We start from the raw sequence: 13126 nt of genomic DNA, 5'->3' as shown, positions 1-13126 counted from the left end.
AAATGAAAAATCCAAGATTTTCCTACATTATCCGTTCATTGTGCGGTCTGTATCTCTTTTGGATTGTGTGGGATTTGCTGAAAGCTTTTAGAAGCGGGGAAGAGGTGTCAGTGTTGATGATCGTCGCGGCAGTGGCTTTTGTCATCTTTGGTGCTTTGTTTTTGGTCACGGGAGTCCGAGGCTGGATGAGGGTGAACAAAGAACTGCAGGAGGAAGCTGAGAAGATGAAAGAGGAGGAAGAGAAAGCGGAAAAAGAGTTAAAGCTGACCCCCAAAAAAACAGGAATGTCTCTCAGTGACCGGGCGAATCTGGTAAAGAAGCTAGAAGAGACGAAAACGGATGAGGACACAGAACCGGAAGAATAAACGGCGAAGCTGCTGTGAAGAGAATTCTCTCACAGCGGCTTTTGTTTGATAGGAAACTGCGTTCCTATCGAATAAAAAACACTCCGTGTGGACCACACTGCGGCGGAATGGAAGATGGTGCTTTGTGCCCCGCCGTAGGCGGAGAATCCTGCAAGGCAGGATTCTTTTTCGAAAAGAACTTTGAACGCGCAGCGGCGGCAAAAAAAATTGTTTAAAATCCCAACTCCTCGCCACAGAGAACCACGATGATTCGTCCCTGAATCCTAGATCTGCGCGTGATTTCGATCTGGCAGCAGATGGTTTCAGGGGTATTGCAGTCAGCACAGACTCCGGTCTTAGCGCATGGAGTGTTTACGTTTACGCGGATAGCGTTTGGCGGGGTGGCCAAAGTGCGGACCCGGCGGACTGCGTCTTCCACATTTGCACACATTTTATTCATGCTGGCCAGGACAATGACGTGGGCAGGGCCGAACGCGAGACAGGCTACGCGATTGCCAGCGCCGTCAATGTTTACCAATTCCCCGTCGATGGTAAAAGCGTTTGAACTCATCAGAAAATAGTCGGCCATCACGGCTTGGGAGAACAGTTCACGGGTTTCTTGGAAATTTTTGGCGAGGGAACGGTCAATTAATTGATAATTTTTGTTTCGGATGGCATCCATAACGCCGGCTTCTACCATGGACTCGGAACCGCCCCATGCTATGGAAGAATTTTCCGGCATTAAATCCAGTATTTTTTGACAGGCTTCTTCCTTAGTGGCACAGTAGTATGCGTCCATTCCCCTTTTGTTAAATTTTTTTATGAGAGTCGCTTGGGCTCTCTCCCAGCTTGTAATACGATGTGACATAAGATTTCCTCCTTTAACCTTGAAGTTTGTAGCTATTCAGCCATAATAGCTCGGATTAGCTGCTGCGCAGCTTATATCGCCGCATATGCGGCTAAATCCTCGCTTATGGCTAAACGCCATATGCCTGATAAGAGACAAAATCCGGAGCAAGCTTGCTTGCAGAGGAGTTTGTCTTTATCAGTCGCATGGCTGAATAGTTACTGAAATTTGTGACAGTGAAGCCGAAAGGCTGAACTGTTACGAAGTTTTTGTAATTATAGCACGCGGCGTTGCCATTTTCAATTCATGTATGCTATAATCAGGTGAGGTTAGATGCCAAGGATGTGCTATTCACAGCAGCTATGTGGGAAAAGAGAGCTCATAATCATAAGTAAGTACCCCGAGAGTGCAGATGTACGGGTCGTGGGATATAGTCAGAAGAAAGTAGGGCAAAGAGATGAGAAAAATTGCGATTGTTACGGATAGTAACAGCGGAATCACCCAGGAACAAGGGAGAGAATTAGGTGTGGCGGTTATTCCGATGCCTTTTTTTATTGATGAAAAGTTATTTTTAGAAGGAATTACTCTGTCCCAGGAAGAATTCTATCAGCGTCTGAGTGAAGATGCTGATATCTCCACCTCTCAGCCGACACCGGCCGATGTGACGAAGGTTTGGGACGAACTCTTAGAAGAGTGGGATGAGATTGTACACATTCCTATGTCAAGCGGGCTGAGTAATACCTGCGCGACTGCGATGATGTTGGCAAAGGACTATAAAGGAAAAGTGCAGGTGGTGGACAATCAGAGAATTTCTGTGACTCAGCGCCAGGCGGTTTTGGACGCTCTTTATCTGAGAAATCATATAGAGGAGGCGTCAAAGATCAAAGAGATTCTGGAAGCAGAGAAGATGGAGTCCAGTATCTATATCACTCTAGAGACGTTGAAATACTTGAAAAAAGGTGGTAGAATCACACCTGCGGCTGCGGCCATCGGTACAGTCTTGAATTTAAAGCCTGTATTGCAGATTCAAGGGGAAAAGCTGGATGCCTATGCGAAAGTCAGAGGCAAAAAAGCAGCAAAACGTGCAATGATAAAAGCCATGAAAAAGGATTTTGAGACCCGGTTCGCGAAATATGATGCGGAAGGACTTATGTGTCTACAGATGGCATACACAGGAAACTGGCAGGAGGCGGAGGAGTTCAAAGCAGAGGTTCAGGAACAGTTTCCTGGATATGAGATTCATATGGACCCGCTTTCCCTGAGTGTGTCCTGTCATATCGGACAAGGGGCATTGGCGGTTGCCTGTGCGAAACGGGTGGACTAAAGAATAGAGATAAGGGAGTTTGAGAGTATGGAAAAAATGATGGACCTTTTGGCACAGGAGTTGTCAGCGGCATTTGAAAAGGCGGGGTACGATTCTTCTTATGGAAGGGTGACGGTGTCAAACCGGCCGGATTTGTGCGAATATCAATGTAACGGAGCCATGGCTGGTGCCAAGGCGTACCACAAGGCTCCAATTGTGATTGCGCAGGATGTGGTTGAAAAGTTGTCGGACAGCCAAGTGTTTTCTATGGCGGAGGCGGTGAAGCCGGGCTTTATCAATTTGAAGATAAAAGAAACCTTTTTGAGTGGTTATCTGCAAAAGATGCACACGGCGCAGCTTCTAGGCGCTGAGAAAACTCAGAATCCCAAGACTATTATTATCGATTACGGCGGACCGAACGTGGCGAAGCCTCTCCACGTAGGCCATCTGCGTTCTGCAATTATCGGAGAGAGCATCAAGCGCATGGGAAGATTTTTGGGACATGAGATGATTGGGGATGTTCATCTGGGAGACTGGGGGCTACAGATGGGACTGATTATCACGGAATTGAAGCACCGTCAGCCAGAGTTGGTTTATTTTGACGAGAGCTATGAGGGAGAGTATCCGAAGGAAGCTCCGTTTACGATCGGAGAGCTAGAGGAGATCTATCCGGCTGCCAGCGCGAAATCGAAAGGAGATGAGAGCTTTCGGGAGGAAGCCTTGGAGGCGACTCATCTTTTACAGCAGGGCAGGCCGGGCTATATGGCCCTTTGGAACCATATCATGAGGGTGTCAGTGACCGATTTAAAAAAGAATTATGAGAAGCTGAATGTGACCTTTGACTTGTGGAAGAAAGAGTCAGATGCCCAGCCCTACATTCCTGCCATGGTGGAGGAGATGAGGGAAAAAGGGTATGCGTACATGGACCAGGGAGCGTTGGTGGTGGATGTAAAAGAAGAGACAGACACCAAGGAGGTTCCGCCCTGCATGATTTTGAAATCAGACGGTGCCTCCTTGTATACGACGACAGATTTGGCGACGATTGTGGAGAGGGAAAAATTGTTCCATCCAGACGAGATTCTCTATGTGGTGGACAAGCGCCAGGAGATGCACTTTGTGCAGGTGTTCCGCTGCGCGAAGAAGACAGGACTACTTCCCCAGGAGACGAAGCTTTCTTTTCTGGGCTTTGGCACGATGAATGGGAAAGACGGAAAACCGTTTAAGACCAGAGAAGGTGGTGTGATGCGTCTAGAGCATCTGATTGAAGATATCAACGAAGAGATGTTCCACAAGATCGTAGAAAACCGCAGCGTGAAGGATAAAGACGCGAGACAGACTGCGCAGATTGTAGGGTTGTCTGCGATTAAGTACGGAGACTTGTCCAATCAAGCCACCAAAGACTATATCTTTGATATTGACCGTTTCACTTCTTTTGAGGGGAATACCGGTCCGTATATTCTGTATACGATCGTTCGCATTAAATCTATTTTAAACCGTTATGAGCAAGAAAATAAAGACACGGAAAACGGAGAGATTTTGGAGGCGGCTAATGAGAGTGAAAAAGTACTGATGCTCGCTCTGACAGGATTTCCGGCAGTGGTGGAAGGAGCTTTTGAGGAGAAAGCGCCACACAAAGTGTGCTCCTATATCTATGAGTTGGCCAATGCATTCAACCGCTTTTACCATGAGACAAAGATTCTTAGTGAAGAGGATGAGCGGCAGAAGGCATCCTGGATTCAGGTACTGCTCCTGACGAGAAAGGTGTTGGAGACGAGCATTGATCTCTTGGGCTTTTCAGCGCCAGAGAGAATGTGATTGGCGTTCACTAATATAACTCCCAAAAAGGGTTTCCCCGGTTTGTAAGTGCGCAGCACTTTACAAGTCGGGGGATTTTTTGTATAATCATAACATCAAAATCTTACTTGCCGCGGTTCCGCGGCAGGGCGAATCAGCCCATATTTCCAAATACAGAGAACTGAATACAACAAAGATGGCATGTAGGGCAGCGGAGGCTGTCTAAAGATGGGAGGCGCGCAGACACCATTGGTGGGAAAGAAAATCAAAGACCGTTACTACCTTTTAGAGAGATTAGGAGGGGGCGGAGATGGCACAGTTTATTTGGCGCGGGACGAGATCCTGGGCAAATACTGGGCGGTAAAGGAAATTCCGGCACATAGATCAAAAGAAATGAGGATTCTAAAAAATTTATCACATTCTATGCTGCCGCAGATTGCAGATTACGTGCAGGAGGATGAAAAAGCGTATCTGGTCATGGAGTATATCGAAGGGAGAAATTTGGAAGAACTGAGGAAAGAAGGTCCTTGTTCCAGGGAGCAGGTCATTCAGTGGGGAATACAATTGTGTCAGGTGTTAGGGTATCTGCACAGTCGCCATCCGGCAGTGGTGCACTCGGATGTCAAACCGTCAAATTTGATTCTGACCGAAAACCAGGAACTGTATCTCATCGATTTGGGGAGCAGTGTGGTGGTTGGAGAAGGCAGGCAAAGGGTTGGGCTGTGTCGGGGGACACGGGAGTATGCAGCCCCAGAACAGCTGTTGGGCCGCCTGGGCTGCACCAGTGATATTTACAGTCTGGGGCGGACATTGGAAGTACTGGCGGGCGGAAAAAAAGAGGCCGGGGACAAGCTATGGAGAATTTTGAAAAAGTGTCAGGCTTTACAGGAGGCGCAGCGGTATCAAGATTGCCAGGAATTGGAGAGAGAATTGCGCAAAGCTGCGGCTAAGAATCAGATAAGGCTGGAACGGCCGTTGGTGATTCGAGTGGGAATCTTTCTATTGGGAGGTTGTCTGCTGATGAGTGGGGGTGATGAGATTTCCCGAAGTCAGGGAAGACAGGTGAGACAGGATATTTGGCTGGACGAGAAAGAAGAATTCCTGGATGTGTACACAGTGGTCCAAAACCAGATCGTTCAGGGGATGCTGATGGGAGGGAAAAATGGGAGTGTACTGTTAGAGGAAAGTGTAAAAAGACTGAGAGAGCTGCTCAAAGAGGAACAAAGAGAGCGGGAACAGGCGGCATTGTGGCTGGCTCTGGCCCGAGTGTACCGGGAACTGGGACAGACGCACAGTGCGGAGAGAGCGTATGAAAGAGCATTGGAAAATGATTCTGGCAATGTTCAGACGAAACAGGAATACCAGAGCTATCTCGCGGAAGAAGGGATAAAAAAGAAAACCTGAAAATGTAAGGAGGAGAGAACGTATGGGAAAAAGCAAAAGGATTAGAAGATGGATAGCTGCTGCTGCGGGCGTATGCTTGACGGCGGTGTCTGCGGCGGCGGACAGTTTGGATTTAGGCGGGTTTCAGGTGGAGGTAGAAGGGGAACAGGAAAAACCTCCTGTCACGGCGAAGCCGGCCGAGCCGCCGGTGCCCACACAGCCGCCTCAGCCCGTGCAGGAGCCCGTGCAGGAGCCTGTACAGGAGCCCGTTCAGGAGCTCGCGCCGGAGCCGATACCAGAGCCTGTGCAGGAAGAGACCCCTGCACAGGCTCTGGAAAATGATTTTGACGAGCCGACGGCGGCGACAGGTGAGTTTCAAGATGCTGACAGGACCAGAGAAAATTTTCCAGACACAGCGGTGACTGAAAAGCCAGTCTTGACGCCTACTTTGGACACACAAAACGTAGAAAAAAAAGAGGGTAAAGAGACGAAAGCAGGAGTGAAATTTCTGCGCCAGCTGAAAATCAAAGATGGACAGATGGCGCCGCAGATATCGTTAGAGGGCCAGGGAGACTGGTATGTCTATTCTTTTCAGGTGAACCAAAGGGAAGTGTATTTCCACTGGGAAGGGAGCTGGTGTACGGGGGAGAAAGTTCAATGGAAACGCGGGAGAAATGAAATCCGTGTGTTGGCGCGCACAAAAACCGGGGATTTTCTGTATATGGAACCATGGATTGTGCTGCGGCAAACGCATGAGTAAAAAAGAGGCGTTGCGGCAGAGCGGGAAAATTTATATAATGGAGGAAGAAACGGATATGCAGAAAATCCGGAATCTATTTTCAGAGTAATGAGCGGGAGGCGGTTTTATGGCTGCGACAATTAAAGAAATTGCAGAACGGGCAGGAGTCAGCACGACTACGGTCTCTAATGTCATACACGGAAAAACAAAAAAGGTTTCTCCGGCTACGATACAGAAAATCGAAGGGCTGATCCGTGAGATGGGATACGTCCAGAAAATGGGACTCAGGGTATTGAACAAAGAGAGTTCCCAGCTGATTGCCGTAGTAATCAACTATCACAAGGATTTCAGGGATTCCATATTGGGAGATCCTTTTTATGGCAAGCTGATCGGGTTCATTGAAGAGTATGTGCGCAAGATGGGATATTATTTGATCTTTTATTCAGCCAAAGACGTGGAGGACATTTTTCGGATGGTTATGGGCTGGGATGTGGACGGCGTCATCGCCCTGTCCTTCAGCAGGAGAAATTGTGAGAAAATCTATCAGCTTATCCAAAAGCCTATTGTCTCTGTGGACGCATACGGAGAATTGGAGGAGGGGCAGGGAAACCATGTGGTCAATATCGGGCTGGACGATGAGAGCGGAGGATATATGATGACCAAATATCTTTTAGAGTGCGGATATGAGCATATCAAGGTGTGCGCAGGCCGGGACAGCGGTGTCGACCATCTGCGGTATCTGGGCGCGCAAAGAGCGGTAGACGAACTGGCAGATGGAAGACAAAAGCTGCAGTTTGTGGCACTGGGAATGAATTATGCAAAGCGCAGGGACAGCTATGCCTGGCTGATGCAGCGAAGAAAACCGAAAACTGCGCTGTTCTTTTTGTCCGACGTATATGCGTTAGAAGCAGTCAGCTTTTTGTGTGACCGGGGACTGCATATTCCCCAGGACCTTGGAGTTGCAGGGTATGACAATATCAGTTTTGCGGAATTTTCAGCGCCGCGTCTGACGACTGTCAAGCAGGATGTGGAGCAGAAGGCGAAACTGGCGGTAAAGATTCTCATGGACAGAATTCAGGGCAGAGAGACGGAAGAGGAGCGTGATATCCGGCTTCCCGTGACGCTGATTACCAGAAAATCTGTGATGGTGCAGGAGAGGGAAAAATAAACTTCTGTTTAACGTGCCTTCTATCCTGGCGAAATATTATTGAAAACAGGCTTCAGACAGGAGATATTCTTCGGTTTGAAGCCTGTTTTTGTGCAAAGTACATAAAAAATAGGGGTTTAACAATGTACAAAAATATGGTTATCTACATAACTTATTTACAGAAACAAGTAAAAGTGGTATAGTGTGCTCACAGTAAGTTATGTACATAACTTACAAAAGGAAACCGGAAAAAGGAAGGAGAACAATATCGGATGAAACAGATTTTGATTGCCACACATGGGAAGATGGCATCCGGAATTCGGTATACAGCGGAACTGATTGTCGGGGAGCTGGCAAAGATTACAACTATCGACGCCTATGTAACCCCAGAGGATAACGTGGAGAAACAGTTTGAAGAATATTTCAGCGCGCACAGGGAAGACCGGATCTTTGTTTTTACGGACTTGATGGGAGGCAGCGTCAATCAGAAACTGCTAAGATATGCGCAGCAGGAGAATGTTACATTAATCACCGGTACGAATCTTCCGGTCCTGATGCAGATTATGTTGGCCGACGAGGATGTGGAAGTGGAAGAGATCAGACAGTATATTGAGGACGCGAGACAGGAACTGCAGTTGGTAGAGATAGGGAAGAAAGAGGAAGAAAAACCGGAAAAGGCAAAAGTGGAAGAAGAGAGTGTACAGGAGACCTTTGAAAATTCTACGGCAAAGATCACAGCCCTACGGGTAGATGACCGGCTCATTCACGGGCAGGTAGCCATGACCTGGACGAAGCAGTTAAGAGTACAGGGAATTGTGGTAGCCAATGACGCGGCAGCAGGCGACAACACCCAGAAGATGGCGCTGAAAATGGCGGTTCCGGCAGGAATCAAAGTATTGATAAAGCCGGTGGATGAGGCCATTCGAGTTCTGAACAATCCCAAGGCATCTTCTATGCGAATACTGGTACTGACGCGGACGGTCACAGATGCCCTGAAAATTCGGAAACAGGTAGGGGAGATTGAATTCCTGAATATTGGAAATGCCGGACGTTTTGATGGTGTCGACGTGTCAGAAAAACAGATACTGTCGCCGACGATCATGCTGACAGACGAGGAAGTGAAAAGCTTGAGGGAACTGGTGGAGATGAATCCGAAGACTTGTATGCAGCAGGTTCCCAACGATGAGCAGAAAATGGTAAAAGATGTTCTAGATAAATGGAATTAAGAGAAGGGAGAAGAAAGATGTTAAATGCATTTCTTGTAGCACTGGCTGTGTTTATCTGTGTGGGCGGTGCAGAGCTGATCGGATTTACGATGTTGAACCGGCCGATCGTCATCGGACCGTTGGTTGGATTGTTTTTGGGAGATTTACATACCGGTGTGGTTGTCGGAGCTTCCCTGGAAGCAGTGTTTATGGGCGTTGTCAATATCGGCGGTGCCTCGGCGGCGGAGCCAGGAATCGCCACAGCCGTAGGAGCTGCTTTTGCGATTATGCTGGGCAAAGGGTCGGAGGTCGCGTTGACGCTGGCGCTTCCTATCGGTATTTTGGGACTTCAGATCAAGACGGTTCTGTATATCTTTGTTGTAGGAATGTTTGCCAAGACCTTTGACCGTCTGGCGGCAGAAGGAAAAGAGAGACAGATTATATTTTTACATTATGGACTTTGGACGGTAAACTGGGCGCTGTATTCTCTGGTGGCCTTTCTGGGAATCCTCTTCGGGTCTGATGCAGTGAGCGCGCTGTTGGAGGCGATTCCGGAGGTCGTAATGAACGGACTGACCGTCTGCGGCGGACTGCTTCCAGCGGTAGGAATGGCGATGCTGATGAAAATGCTCTGGGACAAAAAGATCTGCATGTTTTACTTCCTGGGCTTTGTCCTGGCAGCATACTTAAATCTGCCGTTGATCGCGCTGGCAGTACTTGGCGTGATTATTGCCATATCAATTGGAATGAGTGATTACCGGATGAATCAGCTGGCGTCTCAGCGGGCTGCCTTGCCGGCAGCTTCCGGGACGGTGGAAACCTATGAACTGGATGAAGAAGAGGAGGAATTTTTCTCATGAGTAATTTGACGAAATCTATTCCGGCAGAGGAAAGAAAAATGCTGCGCAAGGCGTTCTGGCGTTCTTTTACACTGTATGCGGCAGTCAGCCCGGCAAAACAGGGAGCTTCCGGTTTCTGCTACTCTCTGATGCCGTTTATCAACAAATTTTATAAAAAGGACGAGGAGGGCAAAAAAGCGGCTCTCGCGAGAAGTATGTCATATTTCAACACAACCATCACCTGCTCTACCTTTATTATGGGACTTGTGGCTTCTATGGAGAAGAAAAACAGTGAGCAGGAGGATTTTGACGCAGCTTCTATCAATGCAGTGAAATCGAGTCTCATGGGTCCTCTGGCGGGAATCGGCGATTCCATTTTCTGGGGAGTTTTAAGAGTGATTGCAGCCGGAATTGCAGTGGGACTGGGAACTGCTGGAAACCCGCTGGCACCGCTTGTGTTCTTAATTCTGTTTAACGTGCCTTCTATCCTGGTGAAATATTACGGTACATTTTTAGGCTATAAACTAGGATCGGAGTACATCCAGAAGGTGTATGCCAGCGGTCTGATGAACATTTTGACCAAGGCGGCAAGTATTGTAGGTCTGATTATGGTAGGCGGAATGACGGCGAGTATGGTGACGTTTCATTCTACCTTTGAATTGAGTATGAAAGGAGAATCTGTTCTGAATCTTCAGTCCATGCTGGATCAGATTTTTATCGGAATCGTGCCGTTGGGATTGACCCTTCTGTGCTATTATCTGCTGAAGAAAAAAGGTATCAGCATCACGGTATTGATTATTGGAGTTATTATTTTTAGTATCCTAATGTCGCTTCTGGGAATCGCTTAGGATATAAAAAGGAGCAGAAAAATGAAAGATTGGTGGAAAAATTCAGTTGTCTATCAGATTTATCCCCGGAGCTTTAAAGACTCCAATGGGGATGGATTCGGAGATTTGCCGGGAGTTATTGAGAAACTGGACTATTTAAAAGAACTGGGAATCGATGTGATTTGGTTAAGCCCGGTATTTGATTCTCCCCAGGATGACAACGGGTATGATATCAGAGATTACCGGAGTGTTTATGCGGGATTCGGGACAAACGAGGATATGGAGGAGCTGATCGCGCAGGCTCATAAGCGCGGCATCAAGGTGGTAATGGATTTGGTGGTGAATCACACTTCCGATGAGCATGTTTGGTTTGTGGAAAGCCGGAAATCCAGAGAGAATGCCTATAGTGACTATTATATCTGGAAAGACCCGAAAGCAGATGGAAGTGAGCCTAATAACTGGGGCTCTAGCTTCTGCGGAAGTGCCTGGGAGTACAGTGAGCAAAGAGGACAGTATTTCCTGCACTTCTACAGCAGAAGGCAGCCCGATTTGAATTGGGAAAATCCGAAGGTGCGCAAAGAGGTTTACGATCTGATGAAGTTCTGGATGGAAAAAGGCGCCGATGGCTGGCGGATGGATGTCATTGCGTCTATTTCCAAGGAGCAGGATTTTCCAGATTATCCTGAGGAGGAAGGAAGAAAATACTATACTGGGAAATATCACAGCAACGGACCTAGACTGCATGAGTTTATTCAAGAGATGAACCGGGAAGTTTTGTCAAAGTACGACTGTATGACCGTTGGGGAGGCTCCGGGGTCTACGCCGGAGGTGGCGCGGCTGTTTACGGACCCGGACAGAAAAGAGCTGAACATGATCTTTACCTTTGAGCATATGAATATTGACCGGGTGCCTGGATCTGTGAACCGGAAGTGGGCGCTGAAGCCATTTGATCTGCGGGAGTTAAAACGGGTTATGTCAGACTGGCAGTACAAACTGGCAGGACGTGGGTGGAATGCTCTTTATTTTGAAAACCATGACCAGCCCAGGGTCATTTCTCGCTGGGGAAACGATACGGAATACCGGGAAGAATGCGCCAAGGCGTACGCCACTGTACTTCACGGAATGCAGGGGACGCCCTACATCTATCAGGGCGAGGAGATCGGCATGACCAATGTGGCGTTTGAGCTGGAGGAGTATGAGGACATCGAGGTGCGGAATGCTTTCCAGGAACTGGTGGTAAATGGAAAATCTATCACGAGAGAAGAATTTCAGAAAGCAGTCTGGAACAAAAGCCGGGATAACGGCAGAACGCCCATGCAGTGGGATGACAGTGAAAATGCGGGCTTTACAACTGGGACACCCTGGTTTAGAGTTTCTGACCGCTATCAGGAAATCAATGTTAAAAATGCGTTGGAAAAGAAAGATTCTGTATTCTACTATTATAAAGAACTGATCCGTCTGCGGCATGAGGAGCCTCTTCTGACAGAAGGGGAATACCGGCTGATTCTGCCGGAAGACGAACACATTTTTGCGTATTTAAGACAGACAGAGAAGGAAGGCTGGCTAGTGGCGGCGAACCTGTCGGAGAAAACACTGCCGTCAGAACCGTTGAGAGAATTTGTCAAAGAGATGCAAGAAGTGATGATCGGCAATTATGAAAGGACTGGAATTGAAGGAGAACTTCGGCCTTACGAGGCATTTATGATGAGGATACGATAGGAGCAGAAAACATATGGACAGACATCTCATCGCATTGGATATGGACGGGACGCTTTTGAACAGCGAAAACCGTGTGACAGAGAGGACACAGAGGACACTGCAGCTTCTGGCGGATATGGGACACTATATTGTGCCGGCTACGGGGAGGACCCTGTGTCTTCTTCCAGAAGAACTAGGGGCGGTCCGGGGCATCAATTTCGCGGTACTGGAAAACGGCTCTCTGGTCTGGGATTATGGGCAGGAGAGAGCGGTTGTCCGCCGACTCTTGCCACAAGGAAAAGCAAAGGAAATTTTGGATGAAGCTTATGGAGGGAAGTTTATGGAGGCTTCAGGGAGGATGGGCAGAGGTTTTTGTTATGCGGAAATTTTCGTGGACGGAAAGGCCTATGCGGACATCCGGAGTATAGTGGGGCTTTCCGAGTCTTCTCTAGGTGAAAACTTTGAACGGTATTTTTTGGAGAATCACGAGTTTGTGGAACACCTGGAAAATCAGCGGTGGCTCCTTGACCGGGTGTCTAAGATAAATCTGTATTTTGAGGAAGAAGAGTTCGGACAGCGGGTCAGAGAAAACTGGCGGAAGATTCGAGAGGTTTCCCTGACAACCTCTGTGGGCGGCAATGTGGAATTCAATGCGGCCGAAACAAATAAGGGAATCGGGCTGAGCGGGCTAATGGAATATCTGAATATCCCCAAAGAGCGGGTGATCGCCATCGGTGACAACGAAAATGACCTGGAAATGTTTGCGCGGGCGGGGACAGCAGTGGCGATGGAAAATGCAAAAGAGATGGTGAAGAAGGCTGCAAGGAAGGTGACGCTCTCGAATGATTGTGACGGAGTGGCAGTGTTTTTGGAGACATATTTCGGATTATAGAGAGGAAGAAATGCTTGCCGCGGTATTGTGCCACGATGTCTTGCCTGAATCATGAAAACTGTGCTATACTAAACGTAATTTTTCAAAATTTGCGTCTGTCTCAGCAGA

12 protein-coding genes are annotated in these 13126 nt (G+C 48.0%); 11 read left to right on the top strand and 1 reads right to left on the bottom strand.

Annotated elements, in window-relative coordinates:
- The first annotated feature begins 2 nt into the window (after positions 1-2).
- A complete protein-coding gene (locus BLHYD_RS12065; protein ID WP_021845581.1) occupies positions 3-365 on the top strand; it encodes a hypothetical protein in 363 nt (120 codons plus the stop codon).
- 211 nt (positions 366-576) lie between these two features.
- On the opposite strand, the gene BLHYD_RS12060 is transcribed toward BLHYD_RS12065, so the two are convergent.
- On the bottom strand, positions 577-1212 hold the full coding sequence (locus tag BLHYD_RS12060) for a lactate utilization protein (RefSeq protein WP_005950813.1): 636 nt from the start codon (positions 1210-1212) through the stop codon (positions 577-579).
- Positions 1213-1648: 436 nt separating this feature from the next.
- Here BLHYD_RS12060 and BLHYD_RS12055 point away from each other — a divergent pair, with 436 nt between their 5' ends.
- From BLHYD_RS12055 to BLHYD_RS12010, 10 genes are all read left to right on the top strand, one after another.
- A complete protein-coding gene (locus BLHYD_RS12055) occupies positions 1649-2515 on the top strand; it encodes a DegV family protein (RefSeq protein ID WP_005950815.1) in 867 nt (288 codons plus the stop codon).
- A 27-nt stretch (positions 2516-2542) separates the two neighbouring features.
- Entirely contained in the window at positions 2543-4309 is a 1767-nt protein-coding gene (gene argS / locus BLHYD_RS12050; RefSeq protein WP_005950818.1) for an arginine--tRNA ligase, read from the top strand.
- Positions 4310-4516: 207 nt separating this feature from the next.
- Positions 4517-5692: a serine/threonine-protein kinase gene (locus BLHYD_RS12045; protein ID WP_005950819.1), complete on the top strand. Its 1176-nt coding sequence runs from the start codon at positions 4517-4519 to the stop codon at positions 5690-5692.
- 22 nt (positions 5693-5714) lie between these two features.
- Complete coding sequence (locus BLHYD_RS12040; RefSeq protein WP_005950820.1) at positions 5715-6431, top strand: hypothetical protein; 717 nt, start codon at positions 5715-5717, stop codon at positions 6429-6431.
- A gap of 106 nt (positions 6432-6537) precedes the next feature.
- The gene (locus BLHYD_RS12035) at positions 6538-7578 is read left to right on the top strand and encodes a LacI family DNA-binding transcriptional regulator (protein WP_005950821.1); all 1041 of its coding nucleotides are present in this window, start codon (positions 6538-6540) and stop codon (positions 7576-7578) included.
- Positions 7579-7829: 251 nt separating this feature from the next.
- Positions 7830-8783 (top strand): PTS sugar transporter subunit IIAB, encoded by a 954-nt coding sequence (locus tag BLHYD_RS12030; protein WP_005950822.1) that lies wholly within the window; start codon positions 7830-7832, stop codon positions 8781-8783.
- A 17-nt stretch (positions 8784-8800) separates the two neighbouring features.
- Entirely contained in the window at positions 8801-9622 is an 822-nt protein-coding gene (locus BLHYD_RS12025; protein WP_040350768.1) for a PTS mannose/fructose/sorbose/N-acetylgalactosamine transporter subunit IIC, read from the top strand.
- Positions 9619-10449 (top strand): PTS system mannose/fructose/sorbose family transporter subunit IID, encoded by an 831-nt coding sequence (locus tag BLHYD_RS12020; RefSeq protein ID WP_021845589.1) that lies wholly within the window; start codon positions 9619-9621, stop codon positions 10447-10449. Before BLHYD_RS12025 ends, BLHYD_RS12020 begins: the two co-directional genes overlap by 4 nt.
- 21 nt (positions 10450-10470) lie before the next feature.
- A complete protein-coding gene (locus BLHYD_RS12015; RefSeq protein WP_005950825.1) occupies positions 10471-12147 on the top strand; it encodes a glycoside hydrolase family 13 protein in 1677 nt (558 codons plus the stop codon).
- 13 nt (positions 12148-12160) lie between these two features.
- Positions 12161-13018, top strand: coding sequence for an HAD family hydrolase (locus BLHYD_RS12010; RefSeq protein WP_005950826.1), 858 nt, complete (start codon positions 12161-12163; stop codon positions 13016-13018).
- Positions 13019-13126: the final 108 nt, after the last annotated feature.

Origin of the sequence: Blautia hydrogenotrophica DSM 10507, from assembly GCF_034356035.1 — a bacterium.
Taxonomy (GTDB): Bacteria; Bacillota; Clostridia; order Lachnospirales; family Lachnospiraceae; genus Blautia_A; species Blautia_A hydrogenotrophica.
Note: the sequence above shows the minus strand (reverse complement) of the source record. Positions and strands in the feature narration are given on the sequence as shown.

Excerpts from the sequence above, each read along its gene's own strand:
- BLHYD_RS12030 (WP_005950822.1), top strand. The coding sequence starts at position 7,830 with ATGAAACAGATTTTGATTGCCACACATGGGAAGATGGCATCCGGAATT.
- BLHYD_RS12025 (WP_040350768.1), top strand. The coding sequence starts at position 8,801 with ATGTTAAATGCATTTCTTGTAGCACTGGCTGTGTTTATCTGTGTGGGC.
- BLHYD_RS12010 (WP_005950826.1), top strand. The coding sequence starts at position 12,161 with ATGGACAGACATCTCATCGCATTGGATATGGACGGGACGCTTTTGAAC.
- BLHYD_RS12040 (WP_005950820.1), top strand. The coding sequence starts at position 5,715 with ATGGGAAAAAGCAAAAGGATTAGAAGATGGATAGCTGCTGCTGCGGGC.
- argS (WP_005950818.1), top strand. The coding sequence starts at position 2,543 with ATGGAAAAAATGATGGACCTTTTGGCACAGGAGTTGTCAGCGGCATTT.
- BLHYD_RS12055 (WP_005950815.1), top strand. The coding sequence starts at position 1,649 with ATGAGAAAAATTGCGATTGTTACGGATAGTAACAGCGGAATCACCCAG.
- BLHYD_RS12020 (WP_021845589.1), top strand. The coding sequence starts at position 9,619 with ATGAGTAATTTGACGAAATCTATTCCGGCAGAGGAAAGAAAAATGCTG.
- BLHYD_RS12035 (WP_005950821.1), top strand. The coding sequence starts at position 6,538 with ATGGCTGCGACAATTAAAGAAATTGCAGAACGGGCAGGAGTCAGCACG.
- BLHYD_RS12015 (WP_005950825.1), top strand. The coding sequence starts at position 10,471 with ATGAAAGATTGGTGGAAAAATTCAGTTGTCTATCAGATTTATCCCCGG.
- BLHYD_RS12060 (WP_005950813.1), bottom strand. The coding sequence starts at position 1,212 with ATGTCACATCGTATTACAAGCTGGGAGAGAGCCCAAGCGACTCTCATA.
- BLHYD_RS12045 (WP_005950819.1), top strand. The coding sequence starts at position 4,517 with ATGGGAGGCGCGCAGACACCATTGGTGGGAAAGAAAATCAAAGACCGT.
- BLHYD_RS12065 (WP_021845581.1), top strand. The coding sequence starts at position 3 with ATGAAAAATCCAAGATTTTCCTACATTATCCGTTCATTGTGCGGTCTG.